This window comes from Plantibacter sp. LMC-P-059a, from assembly GCF_030209505.1.
Lineage (GTDB): Bacteria > Actinomycetota > Actinomycetes > Actinomycetales > Microbacteriaceae > Plantibacter.
Map to the genome: position 1 here is coordinate 29,751 of NZ_JARVRZ010000006.1, position 26,823 is coordinate 56,573.

A 26,823-nucleotide genomic window follows, 5' to 3' on the forward strand; every position below is an offset into this window, starting at 1 on the left:
ACTCGTCCTACAGTGACCGGTAAACGCTTTCCTGACGGCATCGTCGCCGCAGGGCCACAACGCGATCAAGAGAAAGAGCCACCGTGTCAGAGCAGACCATCGGGATCATCGTCAACGGCGCCACCGGGCGCATGGGCTACCGGCAGCACCTCGTGCGGTCGCTGCTCGCGATCCAGGAGCAGGGCGGCGTCCAGCTCTCCGACGGCAGCCGTCGTCAGATCGAACTCATCCTCGTCGGCCGCAACCAGGCCACCCTCGACGAACTCGCCGCGAAGCACGGTGTCGAGCACACCTCCACCGACCTCGACGCGGTCCTCGCCGACCCACGGTGGGACATCTACGCCGACTTCCTCGTCACCAAGGCCCGGGCGACGGCGCTCCGGAAGGCAATCGCCGCCGGCAAGACGATCTACACCGAGAAGCCGACGGCCGAGACCTTCGAGGAGGCCCTCGAGCTCGCGCGCCTCGCGGCCGAGGCCGGCGTCAAGAACGGCGTCGTGCACGACAAGCTCTACCTGCCCGGCCTCCGGAAGCTCAAGCGACTCATCGACTCCGGCTTCTTCGGCCGCATCCTCTCCGTGCGCGGCGAGTTCGGCTACTGGGTGTTCGAGGGCGACTGGCAGCCGGCGCAGCGCCCCAGCTGGAACTACCGCTCCGAGGACGGCGGCGGCATCGTCGTCGACATGTTCCCGCACTGGAGCTACGTGCTCGAGAACCTCTTCGGCCGGGTCGAGTCGGTCTACGCGAAGGCGACGACCCACATCCCGGAGCGCTTCGACGAGCGTGGCGAAGCCTACGCGGCGACCGCCGACGACGCGGCCTACGGCATCTTCGAACTCGAGGGTGGCGTCGTCGCCCAGCTCAACTCCAGCTGGACCGTCCGCGTCGACCGCGACGAGCTCGTCCAGTTCCAGGTGGACGGCACGCACGGTTCCGCCGTCGCCGGGCTGTTCGGGTGCAAGGTGCAGCCGCGAAACGTCACGCCGAAGCCGGTGTGGAACCCGGACCTCGCCGACGACCACGACTACGCGGCCGACTGGCAGGACGTCCCCACGAACGACGTGTTCGAGAACGGCTTCAAGACGCAGTGGGAGGAGTTCCTCCGCCATGTCGTCGAGGACGGACCGTACGAGTTCGACCTGCTCGCGGGTGCACGCGGCGTGCTGCTCGCGGAGCTGGGGCTCGAGAGTTCGCGCACCGGTCGTCGTCTCGACCTCCCCGAGGTCACGCTCGCAGCGGGCGACGGCTCGGCCGACGAGCTCGCGTCCCTCGAAGCGTCGGTCGCCCGATGACCAGCGTCTCCCTGCTCTCAGCGGAGGGTGAGGTCACGTCTCTCGACCTCCGTGAACCGGTCGCCGCCTCGCGCCCCACCGCCCCGCTGTCGAGTCGCACCGCATATGCGGCCGCCCACGTCGTGCCGAAGGCCTGGGGCGAGAACGTCCCCGGTGCCCCGGCGGACCTCGACTGGGATGCGACCCTCGCCTACCGGCACCACGTCTGGTCCTTCGGCCTCGGCGTCGCCGACGCGATGGACACCGCCCAACGCAACATGGGGCTCGACACGGCCGCCACCCGCGAGCTCATCACGCGGAGCGCCGCCGAGGCCGCATCGGTGGGCGGCGCGCTCGTCGTCGGCGTGAACACCGACCACCTCGCCGAGGAGCAGGTCTCGCTCGACGCGGTCGCCGACGCCTATCTCGAACAACTCGCGTTCGCTGAGGACGCCGGGGCCGGGACGGTCCTCATGGCGAGCCGGCACCTCGCCCGGGCAGCGCAGGGTGCCGACGACTACCGACGCGTCTACGACCGCGTCCTGTCCGCGGCGCAGTCGCCCGTGGTCCTCCACTGGCTCGGCACCGCGTTCGATCCGAGCCTCGCCGGGTACTTCGGGTCCACCGACGTCGCAGCCGCCTCGGACACCCTCCTGCAGATCATGACCGACAACGTGGACCACGTCGCCGGGGTCAAGATGAGTCTGCTCGACGCGGACGCGGAGATCGCCGTCCGCCGCCGACTCCCCTCCGGGGCCACGATGTTCACGGGCGACGACTTCAACTACGTCGACCTCATCGCCGGCGACGAGCAGGGCCACTCAGACGCGCTGCTGGGCGCGTTCACGGCGATCGCCCCGGCGGCCTCCGCGGCGATCCAGGCCCTCGACGCGGGCGACACCGCCGGGTACGAGCGGATCCTCCGCCCGACCGAGGCCCTGTCCCGCCATATCTTCGCCGCACCCACCTACTACTACAAGACGGGCATCGCCTTCCTCAGTTGGATGAACGGACACCAGCCGGCGTTCTCGATGGTCGGTGGTCTGCACGCGGCGCGGAGCCTGCCGCACCTGTCCGAGATCGTCCGTCTGGCCGACGCCGCCGGCGCGCTCGAGCACCCGGAGCTCGCCGCCGAGCGCTGGACGGGCCTGCTGCGCACGGCCGGTGTCGTCGGCACGCTGACCAGTGCGGGAGGAGCCCGATGAGCAGCACCGCCCTTCGACAGGCTCAGGGACCGGAAGGACAGGCGCAGGGACCGGAGGGACAGGCGCAGGAACCGGAGGGACAGGCCCAGGGAGCGGTGGGCGGCAGCACCGCCCCGCACCCGCGACTCTCGATCAACCAGGCGACCATCAAGTACGCGACCCTGCCCGAGGCCGTCTCGGCCGTCGCAGCCGCCGGCGTCACGAGCTTCGGCGCCTGGCGGGAGCCGGTGCAGGAGTTCGGCGTCGCCGCGTCCGCCCGGCTCCTCGCCGAGGCGGGGCTGCGCGTGTCGAGCCTTTGCCGTGGCGGGTTCTTCACCATGCCGGAGGGTCCGCACCGCCGCGCCTCGATCGACGACAACCGCACCGCGGTCGACGAGGCCGCAGCCCTCGGCGCCCCGGCCCTCGTCCTCGTCGTCGGTGGCCTCCCCGAGGGGTCCCGCGACATCGTCGGCGCCCGAGAGCTCGTCCGCGACGCGATCGGCGAACTCGCCGACCACGCCCTCGAGTCCGGGGTCCAGCTCGCCATCGAACCGTTGCACCCGATGTACGCCTCGGATCGTGCCGTGATCTCGACGCTCGGTCAGGCGCTCGACATCGCCGAGCAGTTCGCGCCGGAGGCCGTCGGCGTCGTCGTCGACACCTTCCACCTCTGGTGGGATCCGCTGGTCCTCGAGCAGATCGCCCGCGCCGGCGCGACCGGCCGGATCTCCAGCTACCAGGCCTGCGATTGGGCGACGCCACTGCCCGCGGACGTCCTGCTGGCCCGGCACTACCCGGGCGACGGCGTCGTCGACTTCGCCTCGCTCACCCGCGCCGTCGAGGCAGCCGGGTACACCGGTGACGTCGAGGTCGAGCTCTTCAACCAGGAGATCTGGGACGCCCCGTTCGACGCGGTCGTCAGGCGCACCGTCGAGACGTTCCAGTCGGCGGTCGTCCCGCACCTCGATCCCACGGATGCCGCGGATCTCCACCCCTGATCCCCACGGCCGCCCTGTGGCAGAGTGTGTCTCAGCAGCCGCCAGTACGAAGGAGCACCATGACGGTCGACGACCACCGTGCGACGCCGGTCCCGCCGACGCTGCACGACGTCGCCCGTGAGGCGGGGGTCTCCCTCGCCACCGCGTCGCGCGCCCTGAACGGCAGCACCCGCACGGTCAACGAGTCCTTCCGTCGCCGCGTGCTCGACGCCGCGCTCCGGCTGAACTACACGCCGAACCTCTCCGCCCAGGCGGTCGCGAAGGGACTGTCGACGACGATCTCGCTCCTCGTGAGCGACATCGCCGACCCGTACTTCTCGTCGATCGCGGCCGGGGCGATCCGCGCGGCCGACGAACAGCGCATCGCCACCACGATGGCCGTCACGCATCGCGACGCGGAGCGGGAGCTCGAACTCGTGCGGGTGCTCCGGGGGCAGCGACCACGGGCGATCATCCTCACCGGCAGCCGGTGGGACGGTGTCGCCTCCGAACATCGGCTGGCCGAGGAGCTCGCGGCGTACGAGTCCACGGGCGGCCGGGTGGTGCTCGTCTCGCAGCGCACGCTGCCGTTCGCCACGGTGCAACTCGGCAACGCCACCGGCGCCCGGGAGCTGGCGCGCGCCCTCGTCGCCGCCGGGTACCGTCGGTTCGCCGTCATCGCGGGTGACGACCGGCTCCTCACCGCCCGCGAACGCGTGCGCGGCTTCGCCGACGGCCTGGCCGAGCACGGGATCGCGATCCACCCGTCGAGGATCGTCCGGGCGGACTTCAGCCGCGACGGCGGGCGTCACGGCGCCGAGCAACTCCTCGAGCAGGGGCTCGAGGGCGTCGAGCTGGTCTTCGCCGTCAGCGACGTCATGGCCATCGGGGCGATGTCGGCGTTCCGGGCGGCGGGACTCTCCCTGCCGACGGACATCGCGGTCGCGGGCTACGACGACATCGCGACCTCACGCGATGTGACGCCCGCGCTCACCACGGTCGCGGTGCCACTCGAGGAGGTCGGCGAGCACGCGGTCCGGCTCGCGCTCGACCCGGCGACGGACAGCACCACGGTCGAACCGGTCGGCGCGACCGTCGTGCTCCGTGAGAGCACCCCGCCCCGCGCCTGAGCGGCCAGTCCGTCCCCTATCCCGGGGTGTTCCTCCGTGCACAACTCCTGCAGCTCGCCCCGATCCGGCCTTGCAGCGTCCGACCCGCTGGTCCTGGGGCCGTGCAGCAGGAGTTGCGCACGGCAGCGTGCCCGGAGTGCGGTGCCGTCGGAAGGAGAGGCGTTCGCCTCCGCGCAGTCGACGTGCGCATTCGCTCCGCGCACAACTCCTGCTGCGGGCGGCTGGACCGCCCGACACGGCCCGGGCAGCTGGTTCCGGCGACGTCCAGCAGGAGTTGTGACCGGGGACGGACGGGTAGCGCTCCCGCCTACTCGGCGACGTGCTCCTGGAACCAGGGCGTGTAGGCGGCGACCTTCGTGCGGAGGCCGGCGGCGGCGACGAGGCGCTTGACGTGTTCGCGGACGTTCACGGTCGCGACGCCGATCACGGTGATCCGGTCGAACGGGACGGCGTCCTCGATGAGCACCTCGGCCCGGCGGAGCGCGCCTGGGTCCTCGTCGGTGGCGAAGCGCTGCACCATGCGGTCGGCGGTCATCGCGTTGGCGCCGATGCTCGTGAGCACGTGGGACGCGTCGCCGTCTGCGACTACGACCCGTGCGCGGGACGGCCGACCGGTGTCGGCGTCGAACTCGCCGGGGTGCACCGAGGCGCCGTCGATCGTGGTGACGAGCACGACGTAGTCGTTCACGGCGGAGGCGAGCGCGTCGGCGGACAGGCGGATGTCGCCCTCGCCGGCGCGGATGCCGGCCCAGAGGTCGGCGTCCGGCGTGAGGAAGAAGGGGACGAAGTCGGCCGGGGTCAGGCCTTCGGTGCCCGCGAGGACCATGGTGCGGCGTGCGTCGCGGTGGCTGGGGGCGGCGATGTCGACGACGGGGCCGTCGGGGAGGGCCGCGGAGGCGACGGGGAGGATGCTCCCGGTCTCGAGGATGCGCTCGAGGTTGCGGATGTGGGTGACGTGGTACAGGCGCTGTTCGCCGACGCGTACGACCGGCAACGCGGCGGCGGCACGGGTGGCCGTCTTCGTGGTCGCTGCGGCGCGGACGCGGGTCGGGGCCGGCTCGCGCAGGGAGGGTGCGACGGTCGACCGACGGACCTTGGGGGCCGGCGCTTCGGCGACCGGCACCTCACGCGGCGGGGGTGGGAAGCAGGTCGCGCAGAGGCCGTTGTCGAAACCGTGTTTGCATTCGTCGCTCAAGAGAGTCCTTCTGCAGTCTCCGGCTCCGAGACACGAGGAGCGGTCACTGGGGGGACGAGCCGAGACGTACGCATCAAGGGTACGCGGCTTCGGGAACCCTCGCGCACGCGAACGGCCCGAATGGGCTCCAACCACCGCCCCCTGGGCACTGCAGCGATGCGTGGGCGACGCTACCCCCCACGCACCGCAGCACTACCCAGGCGACGGCGTTCCGGCTCACCCGTCCGTGCGGGACGGCTCCGGCCGACGCACGCGTCGCGCGACGATCACGGCCGCGACCCCGGCGAGCAGCGCGATCGCGAAGCATCCGGCGAATGCGACCCCACCCGAGGCGACCCACCCCGCACCCGCGAGGCCGACGGAGCCGTCGAGCGCGGTGAACGCCAGCCCGGTCGCTGCGAGGGCGAGCGCACCGCCGATCGCATCGCCGATCGACATGGCCGCACTGTTGAACCCCTGGGAGCGCTCGTCCGAGTATGCGAGCGTCATGACGCTGAGGCGCGGGAACATGAGCCCCATCCCGCCACCGCTCACCACCCAGGCGGCGATCGGCACCACGGGCGGCAGGCCGAGGAGCGCGGCGAGCAGCGCGACCGCGACGGCGACCGTCACGAGTGACGAGCCGATCTGCACGGCATTCGCGTTCGACAACCGGTCCCCGAGGCGTCCCTGCAACCAGGACGACACCGACCACGCGATGGCCCCGCCGGTCAGCGCCAGTCCGGCGAGTGCCGGGGTGAGCCCGTGCTCGCGGGTCAGCAGGTACGGCACGTAGACCTCGGCGCCGAAGAACGCGGCGGAGGTGAGACCGCGGACGAGGATGACGGTGGGCAGTCCGCGCCGGGCGGTCAGCGTGCCGAGCGGGACGAGCGGGCGGAGGGCGAGGAGCGCGACGACCGCACCGACGATCGGGAGGAGCCACGCGGTCCAGCCGGAGAACTCGGTCGAGACGTTGACCGCGAGCACCGCCGCGGCGACGAGCACGGCCCAGCCGAGCCGGCGGACGTCGGCGCCGGTCGTCGATCCGGGTGCCACCGTCGGGCCGCCGGTCGCTGCCGCTTCCGCCGCCTGTCGATCGGCGCGCTCGGCCGCCGCCGCGCGGAGCATCCGCAGGGCCGGGAGGAGCAGGACGGTCGCGATCACGACGAGCCCGACCACGCCGAGGAACACCCAGTGCCAGGTGAACTGCTCGGCGACGACACCGGCGAGGAACGGTCCGATGAGCGAGGGGACGACCCACGCGGCGGCGAACCCGGCGAAGATCCGCGGGTGGAGCGCGGGCGGGTAGATGCGTGCGACGAGGACGTAGAGCGCGACCGTCATCGCCCCGGAGCCGAGGGACTGCACGAGGCGCCCGGCCACGAGCGTCCACATGGTCGTCGCCGTCCCCGCGAGGAGCAGCCCGACGATGAACAGGGCGACCGAGGCGAGGAGCGGCTGGACGGGTCCGATGCGGTCGGCGACGGAGCCGGCCGCGACCATGCCGATGACGCTCACGGCGAGCGGGCCGGCGAAGGCGAGGGCGTAGAGCTGCTCACCGTCGAGCTCGGCACTCACGAGCGGCATGATCGTGGTGACGGCGAGCGATTCGAACGCGCCGAGGAAGACGAGCGCACAGGCGCCGATGGTGATCAGGAGGAACCGACGTCCGAAGATGCCGTCGTCGGTGGTGTCCGTCGGCACGGGTGTCGGGGAGGTCTGCGGGGAGGCTGCGGTCACAGGTCCGAGCCTAGAACCTCAAGTCGAGTTGAGGTCAAGCCGTGATCCGGATGGGTACCCGCTCCCCGCTCCCGTCTACAATTCAGGACGCGCCCGGCGCGCCGCGGGCAGGCGGCTTCGTCAGCGCCGGACACGCCGAGGCGGTCCTGAATTGCGAACGGAGACGAACGGGACGGGAACGGGGTCTCTGACGACGACTAGTGCTTGGCGCTCGCCTTAACGACCTTGGCGAGGGCGCGGTCGAGGTCGGCGATGAGGTCGGAGACGTCCTCGATGCCCACCGACAGCCGGACGACGTTCTCCGGCACGGCCAGCTCGGTGCCCTTGACCGAGGCGTGGGTCATCTGCGCCGGCAGTCCGATGAGGGACTCGACACCACCGAGCGACTCCGCGAGCGCGAACAGCTTCGTCTTCTCGACGAGCCGCTTCGCCGCCGCCGGGCCACCGACGAGCGCGAGCGACAGCATGCCGCCGAACCCGGACATCTGCTTGGCGGCGAGCTCGTGGCCGATGTGGCTCTCGAGACCCGGGTAGTACACGCGCTCCACGGCCGGGTGGCCCTCGAGGTGCTCCGCGATCGCCTGCGCGTTCGCGCTGTGCTGGCGCATGCGGACTGCGAGCGTCTTGATGCCGCGGGTCGTGAGCCAGGCGTCGAGCGGCGCCGAGACGGCACCGGCGGCGAACTGCACGAAGCCGAGCTGTTCCGCGAGCTCGTCGTCGTTCATGATGATGGCGCCGCCGAGGACGTCGGAGTGTCCACCGAGGTACTTGGTGGTGGAGTGCACGACGATGTCCGCGCCGAGCGAGAGCGGCTGCTGGAGCGCCGGGGACGCGAAGGTGTTGTCGACCACCGAGAGCACCTCGTGGCGGTGGGCGAGGGCGGCGAGCGCCGCGATGTCGCTGATCTTCATGAGCGGGTTGCTCGGCGTCTCGACCCACAGCAGCTTCGTGCGGCCGGGGATGATCGCCGCTTCGACGGCCGCGAGGTCGCCGAGGTCGACGACGGTGTGCTCGATTCCCCACGCGCCGTGCACGCGGTTGATGAGGCGGTAGGTGCCACCGTAGACGTCGTTGCCGATGACGATGTGGTCGCCGGGGCGGAGCGCGGTGCGGATGAGGGCGTCCTCCGCCGCGAGGCCGGAGGCGAACGAGAAGCCGTGCTTCGCGCCCTCCAGGGCGGCGAGCTGCGTCTCCAGCGCGGAGCGGGTGGGGTTCGCGGAACGGCTGTACTCATAGCCGCCGCGGAGCCCGCCGACGCCGTCCTGCACGAACGTGGACGTCTGGTAGATCGGCGGGATGATCGCCCCGGTGGTGGGGTCGAACTCCTGGCCGGCGTGGATGCTGCGGGTGGCGAAGCCGTGGTCGTGCTTGCTCATGGGTGACTCTTTCGGTTCAGGATGCGGGGGTGTCGGATGGGGCCGCCGGACGGTCCGGGGTCAGGCGCGGGCCCGACATCGTCCGGCGTCCGGCAGGCGGCGTGGCATGCCGTCCATCGTCAGCCCGCCAGGTAGGTGAGCAGGTCGTGCCGCGTGATGACGCCGACGGGCTTGCCACCGTCCGTGACGAGGAACGCGGGCGCGGAGCCGAGGGCCGTGCGGGCCGCTGGGATGGACGCGCCGACGCCGATGAGCGGCAACGGGTCGCCGACGAAGCCGCTGACCGCGTCCGTCATCGAGGCGGTGCCACTGAACACGGCGGCCATGAGGCTGGCCTCGTCGATCGCGCCGGCGACCTCACCCATCACGACGGGTGGTTCGGCGCTCAGGACGGGCAGCTGGGAGACGCCGTACTCCGTCATGATGTCGATGACGTCGCGGACGGTGTCGCTCGGGTGCACGTGCACGAGGCCGGGCATCGCGTCGCCCTTGCCACGGAGGATGTCGCCGACGGTGCGGTCGTCCGCGACCTCGCTGAAGCCGTAGGACTCCAGCCACGAGTCGTTGAAGATTTTGCCGAGGTAGCCGCGGCCACCGTCGGGCAGGAGCACCACGACCACGGCGGACGCCGGGAGCTCGCGCGCGGCGACGAGCGCCGCCTGCACGGCCATGCCGCTGGAGCCGCCGACGAGCAGGCCCTCCTCGCGGGCGAGGCGGCGCGTCATCGCGAACGACTCGGCGTCCGTGACCGCGATGATCTCGTCCGGGATGGACGGGTCGTAGGCCGACGGCCAGAAGTCCTCGCCGACGCCCTCGACGAGGTACGGGCGCCCGGTGCCGCCCGAGTAGACCGAGCCCTCCGGGTCGGCGCCGATGATGCGCACGCCGCCCTCGGAGACCTCCTTGAGGTACTTGCCCGTCCCGGAGATGGTGCCGCCGGTGCCGACGCCGGCGACGAAGTGGGTGATCTGGCCCTCGGTGTCGCGCCAGATCTCGGGACCGGTGGACTCGTAGTGGCTGAGCGGCCCGTTCGGGTTCGCGTACTGGTTGGGCTTGAACGCGCCGGGGATCTCGGCCGTCAGGCGGTCGGAGACGCTGTAGTAGGAGTCGGGGCTGTCCGGTGCGACGGAGGTCGGGGTGACGACGATCTCGGCACCGTAGGCGGTGAGCACGTTGCGCTTGTCCTCGCCCACCTTGTCCGGCAGCACGAACACGCACCGGTACCCGCGCTGCTGGGCGACGAGGGCGAGGCCGACGCCGGTGTTGCCGGAGGTCGGTTCGACGATCGTGCCGCCCGGCTGCAACTGTCCGGAGGCCTCGGCGGCGTCGATGATGCGCGTCGCGATGCGGTCCTTCGAGGAACCACCGGGGTTGAGGTACTCGACCTTGACGAGCACCGTGGCGGCGATGCCCTCGGTGACCCGGTTGAGCTTCACGAGTGGGGTGTTCCCGATGAGATCGAGGACGGAGTCTGCGTAGTTCATGTCTGCAATCTGTTCCTGTGGTGCGTCACCGCACGACTCTCGCGTGCGTCACCGGATGGCTGGGACGGCTGAGGCGGCATCCCGGTAGGGACGGTTCAGCGGGGACAGCAGGAACACGACAGGCGGAGACGCATGTCGCCCAGCCTACCCGGAGCGTCTGCGGAGTGCAGCCCGATGACGCGGCCGACACAAGGAGCCGGCGGAGGCGTCAGCGGAGGGCGACGAGGTGGGGCCGGGGGCCGAGGGCCGCGACACCGGCGGCGAGCACGCGCGCGACGAGCGAGAGCACGACGAGGACGCCGATGACCGTGAGGATCACGGCAGCCAGCAGCAGCACCGCGATGATCGCCGGCAAGCGGCGGAGGGTGAGTTCCATCGGACGACGGGTGGGCGTGCCATCCTGCTCGGCCGGCGCACGGTGTCCGTCCCCGGCCATCGCCGCCGCGACGAGTTCGAGCGTCGCGCGCGCACCGGATCCGAGTCGTGCGGTCGAGCTGCTGAGCGCCTGAGGCATCGCATGGCCCTTCTCGTCGAGTGGATCGGTGTGCGGATGGCTGGGGAACTCGACCGTAGCAGCCGGGTGCCCCGTTCGGGGGTGTCGCCGACCATTCTGCCAGGCCCATCTGAACGGCCGGTGACCCGCTGACGGCCGCCCGGTGGACCGCCGCCGCCTCCCTAGACTGGACGCATGTCCGTCTCCGGCCTCTCCTCCGTCTCCCAGGACTACCTCAAGACGATCTGGACGACCTCGGAATGGGCGGACGAGTCCGCCACCGTCAAGCTGCTCGCAGACCGCATGGGCGTCCGCCCCGCGACCGCCTCCGACGCGGTGAAGCGCTTGGCCGCCCAGGGGCTCGTCGTGCACGAGCCGTACGGCAGCATCGAGCTCACGCCGGCCGGCCAGGCGCACGCGGTCGCGATGGTCCGTCGGCACCGACTGATCGAGACGTTCCTCGTCGAGATGCTCGGCTACGGGTGGGACGAGGTGCACGACGAGGCGGAGATCCTCGAGCACGCGGCGAGCGACACCATGATCGAGCGCATCGACGCGGCGCTCGGTCACCCCATCCGCGATCCACATGGCGACCCGATCCCCTCGGCCGACGGCACCCCGCACCGGCCGGACGCCGTCCGGTTGAACGAGGCCCCGTCGGACAGCGCCCTGACGGTGTGCCGCATCTCGGACGCCGACCCGGAGACGCTCCGCCACCTGAGCACGCTCGGCATCGTCCTCGACACCGAGCTCGCCGTCGACGACCACCGTGCCTTCGCGGGCGAACTCGGACTCCGCCTGACCGCGACCGGCACGCGTCTCACGCTCGGCCGCCTCGCCGCCGACGCCGTCTGGGTCACCGTCGGCGCCTGACCGTCGGCCACTCCGCCGCAGCGGCTGGCCGACCCAGCCACCGGACGGGCCTCGTCGAGGTGACCGTCAGCCGAAGAACGTCAGCACGATGAGGGCGACGTTCAACGCCACGATGAGTCCGACGACGATCCAGGCGAGCACCCTCGTGACGAGCTGGTCGACGTGGACGCCCATGATCCGCCGGTCGCCGGTGTAGCGCACGAGCGGGATGAGCGCGAACGGGATCCCGAGACTGAGGAACACCTGGCTGAGCACGAGGGCGGTGGTCGGGTCGATGCCCGCCGCCAGGATGGCGAGTGCCGGGATGAGGGTGACCACCCGTCGAGCGAGCAACGGGATGCGCACCTTGAGGAGCCCGCCCATGATCGACGCTCCCGCGTAGGCACCCACCGAGGTCGAGGCGAGCCCGGAGGCGAGCAGGCCGATGGCGAAGATCACGCCGATGACCGGCCCGAGCGCCGCGGTGATCGCTGCGTGCGCACCCTCGATCGAGTCGGTCCCCTCGACCCCGCCGAGCGACGCGGCCGCGAGCAGCAGCATCGCGATGTTGACCGCTCCAGCCAGGACGAGCGCCGAGGCGACGTCCCAACGGGTGGCGACGATGAGCCGCCGGATGGCACCGTCGCTCGTCTGGACGCCGTGCCGGTCGCGGCTGAGTGAGGAGTGGAGGTAGATCGCGTGCGGCATGACCGTCGCCCCCAGCATGCTCGCAGCGAGCAGCACCGTCGCCGTGCCCTCGAACCGCGGCACCAGGCCACCGGCCGCAGCACCCCAGTCGACGGGACTGACGAACAGGCCGGCGAGGAAGCCCACGGCGATCACGGCGAGGAGCGTCAGGATCGCGAATTCGAAGTGCCGCTGGCCGTACCAGTTCTGCACGGCGAGGAGCACGATCGAGAAGACCCCGACGATGACGCCGCCGAGCACGAGCGGGATCCCGAAGAGCAGGTACAGCGCCACGGCGCCGCCGATCACCTCGGCGAGGTCGGTCGCGGCGGCGACGAGTTCCGCCTGCACCCAGTAGAGCCGACGCGGCCCGGTGCGCAGTCGTGAGCCGAGCAACTCCGGCAGGCTCTTGCCGGTGACGAGTCCGAGCTTCGCCGAGAGGTACTGGACGAGCACGGCCATGGCGTTCGCGGCGACGAGCACCCACACGAGCAGGTAGCCGTACTGCGCACCCGCCGTGAGGTTGGCTGCCACGTTGCCGGGGTCGACGTAGGCGATCGCCGCGACGAAGGCCGGGCCGAGGAGGAAGAGGAGCCTCGGGCCCCGGGGTGCGCGGGTCTTCGGAGCGGTGAGGTCGGTGGTCACACGAGCCATGTTAGCAATGCCGAGCTACATTTGTTAGACGCGTCTAACTCTCGGATTCCCAAGCCGTCTGCTTGGATGAGGCTGAGAATCGACTGCGCATCGTCGGGTGCCCGGACGACGCCGAGAACGCCGTCTGGTTCGATAGTTACGCATACAACTTTTCGAGAGGCCCCCGTGACCCCCGCAGCAGACCGCCCCAAGAACGCTCCCGTCCCGCCCGCCGTCAAGCAGCAGAGCGCGAAACAGGAACGCGAAGCCCAGCGCCAGGCGAAGGTCGCCGCGTTCAAACAGGCGCAGAAGCGCAAGAACCGCAACCGTCGCATCGGTGTCTGGGCCGGCGTCGTCGGCGGCGTGGCCGTGATCGCGGTCCTCATCACGAGCGTCATCCTCACGCTGCCGAAGAACGCGAGCTACCCCGGCGGCGGTACCGGCACGGGAGCCGACATCGCCGGCGTCGAACTCTTCACGAACACCTCCGAGCACGTCGAGGGCACCGTCGACTACCCGCAGAACCCGCCGGCCGGCGGCCCGCACAACCAGTACTGGCTGAACTGCGGCGTCTACACCGAGGAGCAGACCAACGAGAACGCGGTCCACTCCCTCGAGCACGGCGCGATCTGGGTCACCTACGACCCGTCCATCAGCGACGCCGAGCTCACGAAGCTCAAGGAGCTGCTCCCCACCACGTACGTCGTGCTGTCGCCGAAGTCCGACCTCCCGTCGCCGATCGTCCTGAGCGGCTGGAACTCGCAGCTGCAGGTCAACAACGCGAGCGACTCGCGCATCGCCGACTTCTTCGAGGAGTTCTGGAAGAGCAACAACGTCCCAGAGCCCGGCGCGGCCTGCACGGGCGCGATCGACGGACCCGGCAAGGTCTGATCCGGTGACGACCGAGCCCTCCGCAGCAGTCCCGCCGGACGCGATCGAAGACGACGGCGGCGTCAGCGACGAGGAGCTCGCCGCGTTCGACGCCGAGCAGGCCGCTGGGGGCTCGAGCCGCACCCGCGTCGTCATCGCGGCGATGGCGATCGTCGCGATCGTCGTCGCCGCGGCCATCGGGTTCTCGGTGGGCCGGCTGAGCACACTCGCCGACCCGACGCCTTCGACCACGAGCGCGGAGGCCGGCTTCTCGCGCGACATGCAGGTGCACCACAACCAGGGTGTCGAGCTCGCCATGATCATCCGTGATCGGACGGACGCGGTGGACGTCCGCACCCTCGCGTACGACATCGCGACCACCCAGGCCCAGCAGTCCGGGCAGCTCTACGACTGGCTCGTGCAGTGGAACCTGCCGCAGGGCTCACGCCAGCCGGACATGACCTGGATGACGCTCCCCACCCTCGCGGGTGCCAGCGGTCACGCCCACGGCGGCGACTCGTCGACGCCCGGCACGAGCCACACCCCGGGCGATCCGATGCCCGGCCTCGCCACGCCGGCACAGATCGACCAGCTCACGGCGTCGTCGGGGCTCGAGGCCGAGCGACTGTTCCTCACCCTGATGATCGCGCACCACCGGGGTGCGGTGGAGATGGCGGAGGCGCTGCAGCCGCGGACCACGAACGCCACCGCCCTCGCGTTCGCCAGTGCGGTCATCGCGAGTCAGCAGGCCGAGATCGACCTCATGACGCGCATGCTCGACGACCGCGGAGGCCCGGTCCCCCTCGCCGACTGACCCTGCGCGGGAGCGATGGAGGTCCTGGGAGCTCCCCGACGAGGTCTAGCCAGAATCCGCCAGAGGGCCGAGAATGAGCGGTACGCCCGAGTGGGCCCGACGAACAGGAGCGACGCATGGGAATCGAAGACATCACCAAGAAGGCTCAGGAGTTCCTGAACGACAACAAGGTCAAGGACGCCCTCACGAGCCAGCAGGCCGAGGACATCAGCGACAAGCTGCTCGGCGGCGTCGCCGACGCGGCGAAGAAGGTCACCGGCGGCAAGTTCGACGAGCAGATCGACGGTGCCCGCGACGCAGCCGACAAGGCCGTCGGCACGGAGTAGTCCGCACCAGCACCACCCGATCGGCCGGCCGACGCACCACGTGCGGCCGGCCGATTCGCGTGTCCGGCGTCAGACGCGACGTCCGACACACCTCGGCGTCGTCAGCTCGCTTCGGCGTCCGTGTCGGCGGCTGCGCTCCGGAACCGGTCCAGGGCGATCGCCACGAGCTCCGGCGCCGACAGGTGCGTGTCCTGCATGAGGTCCGACAGCACCGCCGAGGCCCGGCCGGTGAGCGTCAACTGCACGTTGGTGGATCGGTCCTCGTCAACGCCGCTCAGGGTGCGACGGCGTTCGCCCAGGCTGAGGATCGCCGAGCGGAGGTACGTGCGGCTCGCGACCGTGTCGATCTCCCAACGGCCGGACCGACGGCTGGCGATCACGTTGCCACGACGGATGTTCGTCATCAGCGACGCCCGGCTCACGTGGAGCCGTGCTGCGAGCTCGGCCGTGCGCACGGGACGAGGGAGGTCGTCGATGAAGTCCTCGACGAGTGCCTCCTGCAGCAGCTCCCAGGCGACGTCCGCCGGGAGCGGCGCGTCGGCCACCTCGCCGTCGGCGGTCAGCGGATCCGCCCACCTGGTCGTGGGGGCTTCGCGTTCGGTCATCGTCATCGCCCCTCCAAGGATCTGGCGCTCGAACCTCAAGCATGGACGGTGCCTCCCGAAAGCGCGTCCCCCAATGCGGGTTGCCCGCGTTCGCGGGGTGCCGCCCCCGAAACGACGCACCCCGCCTGCCTCGGGCAGACGGGGTGCAGGTGGCTATCGGCGGGATCAGCCGCGGTTCGCGACGGGCCGAGCACCCACCGGACGTGTGCCCCCGAACAGGATCCGGTAGCTGAATCCGGCGATGAGGGCGCCGATGACGGGGAACACGATGAACACCCACACCTGCGCCAGCCAGTCACCACCGGCGAAGACGGCCGTCGCGATCGAGCGGGCCGGGTTGACCGATCCATTGTCGATGGGGATCGCGACGAGCAGCAGCAGCGTCAACGTGGCGCCGATCGCGATGGGCGCGAAACCCGGCGCCGCCCGATTGTGGGTCACGCCGAGGATCACGTACAGGAAGACGGCGGTGATGACGACCTCGACCACGATGGCCGACACAAGTCCGAACCCGCCCGGTGAGAGCTCACCGAAGCCGTTCGAGACGAAGCCGCTCGAGACCGCGCGGTCGAGGAAACCGTCCGGCCCGCCGGCCGCCAGGCCGAACACCGCGAGCGCGCCGAGGAACGCGCCGACGAGCTGGGCGAGGACGAAGGTCCAGGTCGCCCGCCAGGGGAACCGGCCGGCAGCCGCGAGGCCGAGCGTCACGGCCGGGTTGAAGTGCCCGCCGGAGATGGGGCCGAAGGCGTAGGCGGCGATGGTCACCGAGAGCCCGAGGGCGACCGCCACCCCGAGGAACCCGACGCCGAGGGGGTTGGAGGTCTCCTCGCCGAAGAACGCGGAGAACGTGGCCGTGCCGACGAGTCCGAAGACGAGGAGGAAGGTGCCGGCGAGCTCGGCGACCAGCTGCGCCATGGTGGTCGGTTCGACAGAGGGTTGGACTTCCGGTGAGGACATCTGGTCTCTTCTCGCTCGGGGTGACGACGGAGATGCGGTCGGCTGGCGGGAACCGCGTCATCAGCAGACTATTGCCACGCGTCCCGACCGGCACAGTCCCGCGCGTCTCGCGGGGCCGTCGGTCAGTGGACTTCGAGGTCGTGCAGCGGCACCTGCAGCCGGAAGACGTGTTCCATCGCGAGCTCCGCCCCGACGGCGTCACCGGCCGCGATGGACGACCGCAGGTGCGGGTACCCGACGCGGAGATCGGCCCACTCGACCGTCTCGGCGGAACGGGTGGCGGCGAGCCGATACGCGAGCGCTCCGATCACGTCCGCCGTCGCCGCGACGAGCACCGGGTTCGCACAGTGCTTCAGGAACCGGTCGACGAGGCCCCAGATGCACCGGCCATGCGCGTCGGCGTCTTCGGCCTCCACCGTCGCCATCGTGTGCTCGACGAAGGCGATGAGCTCCGCCCGCTGCCCCGCCGTGAGCGTCGGCACGGTGACGCGGACGACGCCGCTGACGAGGGCCCCGAGCGTCTGGAGGACCGCGGTCCGGTCCTCGACCCGAGGCTGCGCCACGCGCGTGTGCCGCTGCGGGGCGGTCTCGACGAGCCCGAGCTGTTCGAGCGAGGTCAGGGCGGCGCGCACGTCCTCCGCCGGCACCCCAAGCCAGGCCTGCAACTCCTCCTCGATGAGCAGCTCACCCGAGGCGAGCGTGCCGTCGTAGATCGCGGCACGGATCCGGTCCGTCGTGTCGCCGGGCGCGGAGCGGGTCCCCTGCGGGTGGTCGGGGTTCGACATCTGGCTCACGCTCCGATGGTGACGACGGCTGGCTACCGGCCGATCGTACCGCGGACGATCCCGGCTTCGGCGAGCGCCGCCTGCGCCTGTCGGTGCTTGTGGTCGATGGAGGCACCGATCTCCTGGGCGAGCCGGGGCCGGGTGCGGACGAGTCGGTCGATGCTGGACAGGGGCATCCTGAGGACCAGGGTCGTGCCGTCGGCGATCGCGGCGGCCATGGCGACTTCCCGGGTCAGGGCCGTCTGGCCGATGACGTCGCCCGTGCCGAGGTACTGGAAGGTGATGAGCCCGTCCTTCGTCGGGACGGCGAGTTGCACGCCGCCCTCGATGAGGAAGCGGATGGCGTCCGGGACGGTCCCGGCGGCTTGGACGGTCTCCCCCGGCCCGTACCGCTCGAGCGTGCAGCTCCCGGCCAGCTCGTCGAGGTCCTCCTCGCGGGCGTGGAGGGTGGGGGCGAGGGTGACGAGCGCCGCTCCCAGTCGCTCCGGGGTCGCGATCGGGTCGGTGCCGTCGCCGTCGAGCGCGAGGCCGCGGCGCCTGGCCGCGTACCAGAGCCACGCGCGGAAGCGGGCGACCGCCTCGTCGGCGGCGGACGGGCCGGTCACCGGCAGGGTCACCGAGAACCGTGCCGCGCCGAGGTAAGAGGCGGACACCTCGTCCGACGGTTCGAGCATCGGGAGCGCCGATGCGACCTCTCGGAGCAACCGCAGCACGTCGTCGGGCGCGTCGTCGGTGGAGAAGGTCACCTCGACACTCGCCGTGAACGCGCCGACGGGCTGGCTGAGGTTCGTGAACGAGGCCCCCGCGAGCGAGGAGTTGGGCACGATCTGGATGCCGTTGCCGGTGTCGAGGTGCACCGCGCGCCAGTTCACCTCGACCACCCGGCCACGCACGCTGCCCGTGTCGAGCCAGTCACCGAGGCGGAACGGCTGCTCGAACAGCAGGAGCAACCCGGAGATGACCCCGCCGACGGCGTTCTGGAGGGCGAGGCCGATGACGATCGAGGTGACACCCAGTGCGGTGACGAGCCCGCCGATGTCGGCTCCCCACACCCAGGAGAACAGGATCGCCAGGCCGATGAGGATGAGGGCCAGTCTGGCGAGGTCGACGAAGATGGACGGGATCCGATCGCGCCAGGACCCCTCCTCGGCGTTCGCGAACAGGGCGACGTTGAACGCCGAGAGGATGAGCAGGATCAGCAGGAAGCCGAGGAGCGTCCCGACGATGCGCACCCAGGTGATGTCGTCCGCCCTCGCCGTCGCGAAGACCAGGAGCGCGAAGACGGCGCCGACGGGGACGACGAAGTTGCGCAGGAGGCGGACCGGTTTCGCCGCGGCGTTCCCGCGGCGGCTGAGCGCCCCGAGCACCTCCGTGAGGACGATCAGCAGCACCGGGACACCGACCGCGAGCCCGACGGCCCACGGGAACCACGGCTCCTGCCACACCTCGGTCACGAGGTCGGCCCCGCGACGACCCGCCAGACCGCCTGCGGACCTTCCCGCGTCTCGACCGTGCCGGCGGCCTCGAACGTCACGGTGTCCTGCAGCCGGTCCCTGACGCGCTGACTGACGAAGATGCCCGCCGTCCCCGCCACGGACTGCACCCGGTTGGCGAGGCTCACGGCGTCACCCCACATGTCGTAGGCGAGACTCGTCCGACCGACGAGTCCGCTCGTCACCACGCCTGCGTCGACGCCGACCCGGAGGGTCAGGTTCGCCTGGTGCTGCGCATTGAACCGCTCGACGATGGTGCGCATCTCCAGCGCGAAGTCGAGGGTGCGACGGACGTTGTCGACGCGCGGGACGATCAGTCCGCAGCTCGCCAGGTACCCCTCCCGCAGGGTCCGTACCTGCTCGATGCCGAGTCGTTCGGCCGCCTCGTCGAAGCTGCGGACGAGGCCGTTCAGGAGGGAGAGCTCCCGTTCGGAGTCGAGGCCCCTGGTGAGGTCGTCGAACCCCACGAGGTCGGCGAAGATGACCGACACGTCCTGGTGGACCTCGGAGATCGTCTCCTCCCCGTCCTTGTACCGCTTCGCGACGGTCGCGGGCATCAGGGTCAGCAGCAACCGCTCGTTCTCGGCGCGCTGCTCGTCGATGAGCTCCTGCTTCACTCGCAGGCTCCGACTCATGTCGTTGAAGGCCGCACCCAGGTCGCCGAACTCGTCTCGCCGCGTGTTCGGCACCTCGACGCTGTAGTCACCGCCGGCCACGCGCCGGACCGCGCCGACGAGCGATCGCACCGGGCGGGCGAACACCTGGGCGAGCAGGAGCGAGAGGAGCGACACGACGACGATGATCGCGAGCACGGAGATGATGAGGTTGCGGGTGAAGTCGGTGACCGGGGCGAAGGCCTCGGCGGAATCGATCCGGGCGACGAGCACCCACTGCAGCCCGTCGATGTCGACCGGCGTGTAGGCGGTGAGGTTCTCCTCGCCGAGGTAGCCGCGTCCGATCGTCGTGCCCGTCTCACCGGCGAGGGCCCGCTCGACCGAGACGGTGCGGGTCGGCTGGATCTGGACGGTCCCTGCGACGGCCACCGCACGTGCTGCCGTCTCGGGCGGTGTCCCGGCGGCGATCGCGGTGCGTTCGTAGGCCTTCGGGTCCTCGATCAGCAGGCGGGACGTCGACCGCATGAGCTGGTCGGGGCCGGCGAGGTAGGTCTCGCCGGTCTCCCCCAGGCCGTCCTGCTCCCACTCGCCGGACCCGGTCATGATGTCGTTGATCGCCCCGATCGGGACCTGCAACGCCATCACCCCGTCGATCCGTCCGTCCTGGCCGACCGGGGAGAAGATCCACTGCGTCGGCACGTTGAGCGACGGCTGGTACCGCTCGAAGTCCGTGATGCCGACGTAGTCGATCGCGTTCGACCGGAGCGCTGCCGTGAAGCCGTCCTCGAGGACCCCGCCCCGGTAGGGCCCGGTGAGCACGTTCGTGCCGAGGTCCGGTCCCTTGTAGGCGCTGTAGACCACGTCGCCCTCGTCGTCGATGAGCAGCGCGTCCTCGTAGCCGAAGCGGTCGATGATCTCGCGGAAGTAGTCGTGGTACCGGGCGTGGACGGCCGACCAGGCGCTGCCGTCGCCGGCGTCGTCGACGGCGATGGCCGTGTCGTAGTCGAGGTCGTCCGGGGTGTAGACCGACTGCAGGTAGGTCTCGGCCGGGTTCGTCGGGATGAACGCAGACGGGTCGGCCTCGTCCCCGGTGCGCTCGGCGAGTTCCGGCGCGAAGGTGTCCTCGTAGAACGACGTCACCGTGGCGGTGCGTGCCGCGTCCTCGGGCTGCTCCTCCAACTCGTGGAAGGCGTCGTGGAAGCCGTTCATGGCGTCCACCACGGTGGTGCCGCGCGTGTAGACGACGAGTGAGTCGCGCGTCTGCTCGTAGTAGTTGGTGATCTCGCGGGCGCGGGACTCCCGGACCTCGGTGAGCCGCTCGAACGACGCCTGCCGGAGCGAGTCGCTACCGGACAGGTAGCCGACGATCCCGGTCACGACCGACGCACCGACGCTGACGAGCAACAGCATGACGAGGAGCTTCGACTGGATACTGAAGCCCGGGCGGCCGAACCGACCGCGACCGAGTCCACGTTGACGGGCCGCGGAGGACGGCGCGGGTGGGATCGGCGGCCCCGGCGGGTCGGTCGGTGCGGCGCCGTCGGGCGAGGATCCTGATGGTGCGTCCACAGCTGCGGTCATCGACGAGTCCCCTACTCGATCCGGCGGTGCGCGGTCGGACCCCCTCCTTCGGGGGTCACGATGGCGCTCACTCTAGCCATCCGCGACCCGGACCCACAATGGCTGGGCCACGGTCGTCCACGAACCGCGCGACGGTGGCCTGCACGTTCGAACCGCCGGCTCGGCGAACCGTCGGCGCGCGGAGCGTGCGTCGGGCGACGTCCGGGTCAGGCGGTGACGGCCTGCTGCGCGTAGAGGGTCGCGTACACGCCACCGGCGGCGAGGAGCTCCTGGTGCGTGCCCCGTTCGACGATGCGCCCGCGGTCGAGGACGAAGATGACGTCGGCATGCACGATCGTGGACAGGCGGTGGGCGATGGAGACGGTCGTGCGTCCGCGGGTCGCGTCGTCGAGGGCGAGCTGCACCACCCGCTCGGAGATCGTGTCGAGCGCGCTCGTCGCCTCGTCGAGGATGAGTACCTCGGGATCCTTCAGCAGCACGCGGGCGATGGCGATGCGCTGCTTCTCCCCGCCAGACAGCCGGTAGCCGCGTTCGCCGACGAGCGTGTCGTAGCCGTCCTCGAAGCGCATGATCGCCTCGTGGATGTTCGCCGCGCGGCAGGCCGCCTCGAGCTCCTCGGCCGTCGCGTCGGGCTTCGCGTACCGGAGGTTCTCCGCGATCGTCGCGTGGAAGAGGTAGGTCTCCTGGCTGACGATCCCGATGCGTGAGACGAGCGAGGCCTGGGTCACGTCGCGGACGTCCGCCCCCGCGACCGTGACCCGGCCGCCGGAGACCTCCTGGAAGCGCGGGATCAGGTAGGAGATCGTGGTCTTCCCGGCGCCAGACGGCCCGACGAACGCTGCGAACTGTCCGGGTTCGATCGTGAACGAGACGCCGTCGAGCGTCGGGGTGGAGTCGTCCTGTGCGTCCGCGTACCGGAAGGTGACGTCGTCGAAGCGGATCTCCGGGGCGGTGTCCGGGAGCGGCGCTGCCCCTGGGCGGTCGGCGATCGACGGTTTGAGGTCGAGGTACTCGAAGATGCGGGCGAACAGGGCGCCGGAGGTCTGCAGGTCGAGGGCGACGCGCATGACGCCCATGAGCGGGAACAGGAGGCGCGCCTGGATCGTCGTGAACGCGACGATGGAGCCTGCGGTGACGTCGGTCACGCCCCCGGTGATGAGGTAACCGGCGACGAGGTAGACGATCGCGGGGATGGACGACAGGAAGATGTTGACCATCGCGAAGAACCACTGGCCGCTCATCGCCTGGCTCACCTGGAGGCGGATCTGGGTGCGGTTCTCGGCGCTGTAACGCTCGACCTCGGTGTCCTGCCGGTTGAAACTCTTCGCGAGCAGGACCCCGGAGACGCTCAACGCCTCCTGGGTGATCGCGGTCATCTCCGACAGGGACTCCTGCGTCTTCGTCGCGATCCGCGCACGCACCTGGCCGACCCGGCGCTGGGCGACCACGAGGATCGGCATGAGGATGAGCGCGACGATCGTGAGCTGCCAGTTGAGGATGAGCATGGCGACGAGGGCGGAGATGACGGTGACGGTGTTGCCGAGCACGCTCGACACCGTGTTGGTGAGGACGTTCGCGACGCCACCGACGTCGTTCTGCAGGCGCGACTGGATGATGCCCGTCTTCGTGCGGGTGAAGAAGCTCAGCTCCATCGCCTGGAGTTGCGAGAACAGTTTGATGCGCAGGGCACCCATGACGCTGTTGCCGACGGTGGCGGTGAGGTAGGTCTGCCAGACGCCGAGGAGGGCCGCGATGATGAACAGCGCGACCATGACGCCGACGATCTCCGCGAGGGCGACGAGGTTCGGGGAGCCGCCGTCGGTGGGGAACAGGCCGACGTCGAACGCCTGCTTGACGAGGAGCGGTGGCAGCACCGCGAGGGCCGCGCCGATGACGACGAGCACCATCGTGAGGATGATCTTCGAGCGGAACGGGACGAACAGCGCGACGATGCGCTTGCCGAGGTCGGGGATCCTCGGAGCTTCGGCGTTGAGCGCCTTCTGCGCCTCGGTGTCGCCGCCGCTCACGCGGCTGCCGGCGCGGGGCCCACCGCCGCCGGGGGCACCACCGCGTGGTCCGCCCCGTCCCCCGTGCATGCTCATCCCGCCACCTTATCCCCGCCCACCGACCTCCCCGCCCCCGGTCCTCCCCCGCCAGTTCACAACTCAGGAGCGACCCGGCGTTTCGCCTCCGTTTGTGTGCCCGCTGGCCGACGCGCCGCGCCCGGTCCTGAATTGTGAACCGATACGAGGGCGCTCCACAGCCGGTCGATCTGCTCCACTCCAGACACCAAGCACGAGGACGCTCGCTGCCCCTGCGGTGAGACGACGACGCTGAGGTGATGATCGGACTCGCGAGCGCAGTCGAGCGCCTGGGACAGGTGGTGACTCGGCGTGAACTGATCGACCACGGTTTCACAGGACGACAACTGACCTTCGCAGTGGCGACCGGCCTGCTCATTCGTCCGCGCCGAGGCTGGTACGCGGCTCCCGACGCAGATCCCGCATTGATCCGTGCCGTCCGGGTGGGTGGCCGCCTGGGCTGCGTCTCCGCCGCCGAGCGTCATGGCTGGGCCGTCGCAAGGAGGGGCGAGCTGCATGTGAGCCTTCCGGAGAACGCCTCACGACTCCGCCACCCCGACGATCGGACGACGTACCCCAGTGCCGAGGAGTTCCGAGACCTGCAAGGTCTCGTCCTGCACTGGCACTCGCCCCTCTCCAGACCTGACCGCCCGAAGCTCCTGACCTCGCCGTACGAGACCACCCTGCAGATCGCGGCCTGCCAGCACCCGGACATCGCCGTGGCCGCGTTCGACTCCTTCATCAACATCGATCCGCGCGGTGCAGCACGTCTCGAGGACTGGTTGCGGGAGCTCCCCCGCCGCTTCTTCGACGCCCTCCCACGACGAGAGAGCGGCTGCCACAGCTTCCTCGAGACCATCGGTCGGATCCGCCTCGAGCGCGTGGGCATCCGCGGAGTACATCAAGTACCCATCGCAGGAGTGGGGCGGGTCGACCTCGTCTTGGGCGGGCGGGTCGTGATCGAGTGGGACGGACGCGAGTTTCACGACACACCCGATGCCCACGAGCAGGACCGGTGGCGGGACGCGATGCTCGCGATCCGCGGGTACCGCGTCCTCCGCTTCACCTACCGGATGGTCATGGACGACTGGTACGCCGTCGAAGGCGCCGTACGCTCGGCTCTCGCCGAGTCGTGAACACCTCCGGTCGTTCGACGCGCCGCTGCTCTCGGTCCACAACTCAGGAGCGTCACCGCGTGTCGCGACCACCATCCGCTCGAACGGGTGGGGCACGCTGAAGCTTGCCTGAATTGTGAACGCTGCCGCCGAACTCCCCCATCCACGTCTCTGTGTTCACAACTCAGGACGGACCCGGCGCGTCGAACGTTGTAACCCGGTGACAGGCCCGACACGCGGGCATGGTCCTGAATTGTGAACCGCAGCACGGCCCGCAGATGCACGGATGCCCCAGGAGCGTGAGCTCCCGGGGCATCGGCGCACCGACGACGCTGTCGATCGGAGGATCGAACCGCGGCGTCGGGTCAGCCCTTCGTCGAACCGGCCAGGAGCCCGCGGACGAAGTAGCGCTGCAGGGCGAAGAACACCACGAGCGGGACGAGGATCGAGATGAACGCACCGGCCGTGAGGAGGTGCCACTCGTTGCCTCGGGTACCCGTGATCTCGGCGAGCAGCTTCGTGATCGGCGCGACCTCGCCGTCCGCGAAGATGAGGGCGACCAGGAGGTCGTTCCACACCCACAGGAACTGGAAGATCGCGAAGGACGCGATGGCGGGCATCGTCAGCGGCAGCACGATCCGGAAGAAGATCTGGCCGTGACCGGCACCGTCCACCCGGGCCGCCTCGATGACCTCACCAGGGATCTCGGCGACGAAGTTGTGCAGCAGGAAGATCGCCAGCGGCAGCGCGAACATGGTGTGCGCGATCCACACCTGCGCGAACGTGCCGCTCGCGTCCAGGCCTTCACCGACCTGCAGGCCGAAGACGTTCAGCCCACGGGAGAACGTCGACAGCAGCGGGACGAGGGCCATCTGGATCGGCACGACCTGCAGGGCGAACACCATGATGAACAGGAAGTTCTTGCCACGGAAGTCGATCCACGCGAACGCGTACGCCGCGAGGCTCGCGATCACGAGCGGGAGGAGCGTCGCCGGGATGGCGATGGCGATCGAGTTGACCCACGACCCCGCCAGGTTCAGCGTCGAGTTGCCGGCCTGGAGCACCTGCACGTAGTTGTCGATGGTGACCTGGAAGTCGGCGAAGATCGTCCACCAACCGGTGGTCTTCACCTGCTGCTCGGGCCGGAACGAAGAGACGAAGAGTCCGAACGTCGGGATGGTCCAGAGCACCGCGATGACGACCGCGGCGATGGTCGCACCACGGCTCGTGAGGCGCTTCTTCGTCCGTCGGCTCGCGGCCTCGATGCCGCGTTCACCCTGCTCGAGCTGCTTCTTGGTGGATTCGTCGATCGGTAGTTCGATCGGCTGCACAGCACTCATCGGATCTCCCTCTGCTTCTTGATCTGCCGTGCGTTGTAGATGACGATCGGCAGCACGAGGATGAACAGGATCACGGCGAACGCCGCACTCCGGCCGTTCTCGAAGTTCTTGAACTGGGTGTACATCTCATTCGCGATGACCGAGGTGCCGTTGTTGCCGGCGGTCATGGTGCGGACGATGTCGAAGACCTTCAGCGACGCGATCGAGATCGTCGTCACGACGACGACCAGCGAGGAGCGGATACCGGGGACGATGACGTTGGTGAAGCGCTGCCAACCGTTGGTGCCGTCGAGCTCGGCGGCTTCGATCTGCTCGGTCGGGACGCCCTTGATCGCGGCGGACAGGACAACCATCGCGAATCCGGTCTGCACCCAGATGAGCACGACGATGAGGAACAGCGTGTTCCACGGCTCGTTCTGCAACCACTGCACCGGGGTGCCGCCGAACCAGACGACGATCTGGTTGAGCAGACCGATCTGAGTGGCGTCGGCCTCACGGTAGGCGTAGATGAAGCGCCAGATGATGGACGCTCCGACGAAGGAGATCGCCATCGGCATGAAGACGAGGATCTTGAAGTACTTCTCGCCGCGGGACTTGTCGATGAACACCGCGTACGCGAGACCGAACGCCGTCGACAGCGCGGGGACGAGGAGCACCCAGATGATCGTGTTGACGACGGTCCGGATGGCGCTCGGCTGCGTGAACAGCCAGATGAAGTTGTTCAGTCCGACGAAGTTCTTGCCCGAGGCCGACATGAAGGCGGCGATGGTGGTGTTGATCGTCGGGAGGATGAGGCCGATGAGGAGCAGCAGGAACGCCGGAGCGAGGAAGCCGACGAGCTGCACGAGGTAGCCGACGCCCTTCTTCGACCGGTAGTCGAGCAGGAAGAGCACTCCACCGAGGACGGCGGCGACGGCCGCGGCCCAGAGGAAGGAGCCGAAGAACAGGACGACGATGACGGGCACCAGGACGCAGAACGCCAGGCGGATGACCGTGTAGAGCGTGCCCTTGCGCGGAGCGATGTCCACGAAGAAGAGGAGGAGGGCGACCACCGCGGCGAAGGCGATGACGACGATCGGGATCTGGGCGAGCGGTGGGAGTCCGCCCAACCAGTTGAGGAAACCTGACATAGCTAGCCTTTCGAGTACGGCGTTGGACCCTGAGTGAACCCTAGGGGGATCCACTGCCGAGGCGGAAGCGTCGGAGGGTGATCACCCTCCGACGCTTCCGCTCATGAGCAG

Annotated in this window: 23 protein-coding genes; 9 read left to right on the forward strand and 14 right to left on the reverse strand. The window is 70.0% G+C overall.

Translation table 11 applies throughout. The features are described 5' to 3' along the window. Nucleotides 1-131 precede the first annotated feature (131 nt). The 4 genes from QRN27_RS13435 to QRN27_RS13450 are packed head-to-tail and all read left to right on the forward strand — an operon-like array spanning nt 132 to nt 4,562. A complete protein-coding gene (locus QRN27_RS13435) occupies nt 132-1,292 on the forward strand; it encodes a Gfo/Idh/MocA family protein (protein WP_285043108.1) in 1,161 nt (386 codons plus the stop codon). Beyond that, nucleotides 1,289-2,476, forward strand: a complete 1,188-nt coding sequence (locus tag QRN27_RS13440) for a dihydrodipicolinate synthase family protein (protein WP_285042664.1) — start codon at nt 1,289-1,291, stop codon at nt 2,474-2,476. Before QRN27_RS13435 ends, QRN27_RS13440 begins: the two co-directional genes overlap by 4 nt. Continuing rightward, the gene (locus QRN27_RS13445; protein ID WP_285042665.1) at nt 2,473-3,453 is read left to right on the forward strand and encodes a sugar phosphate isomerase/epimerase family protein; all 981 of its coding nucleotides are present in this window, start codon (nt 2,473-2,475) and stop codon (nt 3,451-3,453) included. Before QRN27_RS13440 ends, QRN27_RS13445 begins: the two co-directional genes overlap by 4 nt. A 59-nt stretch (nt 3,454-3,512) precedes the next feature. Next, nucleotides 3,513-4,562 carry a LacI family DNA-binding transcriptional regulator gene (locus tag QRN27_RS13450; protein ID WP_285042666.1) on the forward strand — a complete coding sequence of 350 codons (1,050 nt, stop codon included), beginning with the start codon at nt 3,513-3,515 and terminating at the stop codon, nt 4,560-4,562. Nucleotides 4,563-4,869: 307 nt separating this feature from the next. On the opposite strand, the gene QRN27_RS13455 is transcribed toward QRN27_RS13450, so the two are convergent. The 5 genes from QRN27_RS13455 to QRN27_RS13475 all read right to left on the reverse strand — a co-directional run bounded on the left by QRN27_RS13455 (nt 4,870) and on the right by QRN27_RS13475 (nt 10,850). Then, entirely contained in the window at nt 4,870-5,757 is an 888-nt protein-coding gene (locus QRN27_RS13455) for a DarT ssDNA thymidine ADP-ribosyltransferase family protein (protein ID WP_285042667.1), read from the reverse strand. A 216-nt stretch (nt 5,758-5,973) separates the two neighbouring features. Then, nucleotides 5,974-7,476 carry an MFS transporter gene (locus QRN27_RS13460; protein ID WP_502929528.1) on the reverse strand — a complete coding sequence of 501 codons (1,503 nt, stop codon included), beginning with the start codon at nt 7,474-7,476 and terminating at the stop codon, nt 5,974-5,976. A 197-nt stretch (nt 7,477-7,673) separates the two neighbouring features. Beyond that, nucleotides 7,674-8,852, reverse strand: coding sequence for a cystathionine gamma-synthase (locus QRN27_RS13465; RefSeq protein WP_285042668.1), 1,179 nt, complete (start codon nt 8,850-8,852; stop codon nt 7,674-7,676). A 119-nt stretch (nt 8,853-8,971) separates the two neighbouring features. Next, nucleotides 8,972-10,336, reverse strand: a complete 1,365-nt coding sequence (locus QRN27_RS13470) for a cystathionine beta-synthase (protein ID WP_285042669.1) — start codon at nt 10,334-10,336, stop codon at nt 8,972-8,974. Between the two features lie 208 nt (nt 10,337-10,544). Beyond that, nucleotides 10,545-10,850 (reverse strand): hypothetical protein, encoded by a 306-nt coding sequence (locus QRN27_RS13475; RefSeq protein ID WP_285042670.1) that lies wholly within the window; start codon nt 10,848-10,850, stop codon nt 10,545-10,547. Between the two features lie 174 nt (nt 10,851-11,024). On the opposite strand from QRN27_RS13475, the gene QRN27_RS13480 reads away from it, so the two are divergent. Continuing rightward, nucleotides 11,025-11,702, forward strand: coding sequence for a metal-dependent transcriptional regulator (locus tag QRN27_RS13480; protein ID WP_285042671.1), 678 nt, complete (start codon nt 11,025-11,027; stop codon nt 11,700-11,702). A gap of 66 nt (nt 11,703-11,768) precedes the next feature. On the opposite strand, the gene QRN27_RS13485 is transcribed toward QRN27_RS13480, so the two are convergent. Beyond that, nucleotides 11,769-13,022, reverse strand: a complete 1,254-nt coding sequence (locus tag QRN27_RS13485) for an Nramp family divalent metal transporter (RefSeq protein WP_285042672.1) — start codon at nt 13,020-13,022, stop codon at nt 11,769-11,771. A 165-nt stretch (nt 13,023-13,187) separates the two neighbouring features. On the opposite strand from QRN27_RS13485, the gene QRN27_RS13490 reads away from it, so the two are divergent. The 3 genes from QRN27_RS13490 (at nt 13,188) to QRN27_RS13500 (ending at nt 15,011) form a co-directional block, all read left to right on the forward strand. Beyond that, on the forward strand, nt 13,188-13,892 hold the full coding sequence (locus tag QRN27_RS13490) for a thioredoxin-like domain-containing protein (protein ID WP_056014157.1): 705 nt from the start codon (nt 13,188-13,190) through the stop codon (nt 13,890-13,892). A 4-nt stretch (nt 13,893-13,896) separates the two neighbouring features. Continuing rightward, nucleotides 13,897-14,685 (forward strand): DUF305 domain-containing protein, encoded by a 789-nt coding sequence (locus tag QRN27_RS13495; protein ID WP_285042673.1) that lies wholly within the window; start codon nt 13,897-13,899, stop codon nt 14,683-14,685. Between the two features lie 116 nt (nt 14,686-14,801). Beyond that, nucleotides 14,802-15,011, forward strand: coding sequence for an antitoxin (locus QRN27_RS13500; RefSeq protein WP_056014153.1), 210 nt, complete (start codon nt 14,802-14,804; stop codon nt 15,009-15,011). A 101-nt stretch (nt 15,012-15,112) separates the two neighbouring features. On the opposite strand, the gene QRN27_RS13505 is transcribed toward QRN27_RS13500, so the two are convergent. From QRN27_RS13505 to QRN27_RS13530, 6 genes are all read right to left on the reverse strand, one after another. Then, nucleotides 15,113-15,616, reverse strand: a complete 504-nt coding sequence (locus QRN27_RS13505) for a hypothetical protein (protein ID WP_285042674.1) — start codon at nt 15,614-15,616, stop codon at nt 15,113-15,115. A 165-nt stretch (nt 15,617-15,781) separates the two neighbouring features. Next, on the reverse strand, nt 15,782-16,573 hold the full coding sequence (locus QRN27_RS13510) for an aquaporin (RefSeq protein WP_285042675.1): 792 nt from the start codon (nt 16,571-16,573) through the stop codon (nt 15,782-15,784). Nucleotides 16,574-16,695: 122 nt separating this feature from the next. Then, entirely contained in the window at nt 16,696-17,358 is a 663-nt protein-coding gene (locus QRN27_RS13515) for a GntR family transcriptional regulator (protein WP_285043110.1), read from the reverse strand. A gap of 32 nt (nt 17,359-17,390) precedes the next feature. Beyond that, entirely contained in the window at nt 17,391-18,812 is a 1,422-nt protein-coding gene (locus tag QRN27_RS13520; RefSeq protein WP_285042676.1) for a mechanosensitive ion channel domain-containing protein, read from the reverse strand. Next, on the reverse strand, nt 18,809-21,046 hold the full coding sequence (locus QRN27_RS13525; RefSeq protein ID WP_285042677.1) for an adenylate/guanylate cyclase domain-containing protein: 2,238 nt from the start codon (nt 21,044-21,046) through the stop codon (nt 18,809-18,811). The genes QRN27_RS13520 and QRN27_RS13525 overlap by 4 nt, the downstream gene beginning before the upstream one ends. A 206-nt stretch (nt 21,047-21,252) precedes the next feature. Continuing rightward, nucleotides 21,253-23,142 (reverse strand): ABC transporter ATP-binding protein, encoded by a 1,890-nt coding sequence (locus tag QRN27_RS13530; protein WP_502929535.1) that lies wholly within the window; start codon nt 23,140-23,142, stop codon nt 21,253-21,255. A 410-nt stretch (nt 23,143-23,552) separates the two neighbouring features. Between QRN27_RS13530 and QRN27_RS13535 the strand changes: the two genes are divergently transcribed. Further along, nucleotides 23,553-24,263, forward strand: coding sequence for an endonuclease domain-containing protein (locus QRN27_RS13535; protein WP_285042679.1), 711 nt, complete (start codon nt 23,553-23,555; stop codon nt 24,261-24,263). A 344-nt stretch (nt 24,264-24,607) separates the two neighbouring features. Here the strand turns inward: QRN27_RS13535 and QRN27_RS13540 are convergent, their stop codons facing one another. Together QRN27_RS13540 and QRN27_RS13545 are read right to left on the reverse strand one after the other, a co-directional pair. Further along, a complete protein-coding gene (locus tag QRN27_RS13540) occupies nt 24,608-25,582 on the reverse strand; it encodes a carbohydrate ABC transporter permease (RefSeq protein WP_194671033.1) in 975 nt (324 codons plus the stop codon). After that, nucleotides 25,579-26,712, reverse strand: a complete 1,134-nt coding sequence (locus QRN27_RS13545; RefSeq protein WP_056014137.1) for a carbohydrate ABC transporter permease — start codon at nt 26,710-26,712, stop codon at nt 25,579-25,581. Before QRN27_RS13545 ends, QRN27_RS13540 begins: the two co-directional genes overlap by 4 nt. Between the last annotated feature and the right edge of the window lie 111 nt (nt 26,713-26,823).

Bases quoted from the DNA above. Each gene is read 5' to 3' on its own strand.
- QRN27_RS13450 (WP_285042666.1), top strand. From the start codon at position 3,513: ATGACGGTCGACGACCACCGTGCGACGCCGGTCCCGCCGACGCTGCAC.
- QRN27_RS13545 (WP_056014137.1), bottom strand. From the start codon at position 26,712: ATGTCAGGTTTCCTCAACTGGTTGGGCGGACTCCCACCGCTCGCCCAG.
- QRN27_RS13445 (WP_285042665.1), top strand. From the start codon at position 2,473: ATGAGCAGCACCGCCCTTCGACAGGCTCAGGGACCGGAAGGACAGGCG.
- QRN27_RS13525 (WP_285042677.1), bottom strand. From the start codon at position 21,046: ATGACCGCAGCTGTGGACGCACCATCAGGATCCTCGCCCGACGGCGCC.
- QRN27_RS13440 (WP_285042664.1), top strand. From the start codon at position 1,289: ATGACCAGCGTCTCCCTGCTCTCAGCGGAGGGTGAGGTCACGTCTCTC.
- QRN27_RS13540 (WP_194671033.1), bottom strand. From the start codon at position 25,582: ATGAGTGCTGTGCAGCCGATCGAACTACCGATCGACGAATCCACCAAG.
- QRN27_RS13505 (WP_285042674.1), bottom strand. From the start codon at position 15,616: ATGACCGAACGCGAAGCCCCCACGACCAGGTGGGCGGATCCGCTGACC.
- QRN27_RS13475 (WP_285042670.1), bottom strand. From the start codon at position 10,850: ATGCCTCAGGCGCTCAGCAGCTCGACCGCACGACTCGGATCCGGTGCG.
- QRN27_RS13480 (WP_285042671.1), top strand. From the start codon at position 11,025: ATGTCCGTCTCCGGCCTCTCCTCCGTCTCCCAGGACTACCTCAAGACG.
- QRN27_RS13485 (WP_285042672.1), bottom strand. From the start codon at position 13,022: ATGGCTCGTGTGACCACCGACCTCACCGCTCCGAAGACCCGCGCACCC.
- QRN27_RS13510 (WP_285042675.1), bottom strand. From the start codon at position 16,573: ATGTCCTCACCGGAAGTCCAACCCTCTGTCGAACCGACCACCATGGCG.
- QRN27_RS13515 (WP_285043110.1), bottom strand. From the start codon at position 17,358: ATGTCGAACCCCGACCACCCGCAGGGGACCCGCTCCGCGCCCGGCGAC.
- QRN27_RS13530 (WP_502929535.1), bottom strand. From the start codon at position 23,142: ATGCACGGGGGACGGGGCGGACCACGCGGTGGTGCCCCCGGCGGCGGT.
- QRN27_RS13435 (WP_285043108.1), top strand. From the start codon at position 132: ATGGGCTACCGGCAGCACCTCGTGCGGTCGCTGCTCGCGATCCAGGAG.
- QRN27_RS13500 (WP_056014153.1), top strand. From the start codon at position 14,802: ATGGGAATCGAAGACATCACCAAGAAGGCTCAGGAGTTCCTGAACGAC.
- QRN27_RS13465 (WP_285042668.1), bottom strand. From the start codon at position 8,852: ATGAGCAAGCACGACCACGGCTTCGCCACCCGCAGCATCCACGCCGGC.
- QRN27_RS13470 (WP_285042669.1), bottom strand. From the start codon at position 10,336: ATGAACTACGCAGACTCCGTCCTCGATCTCATCGGGAACACCCCACTC.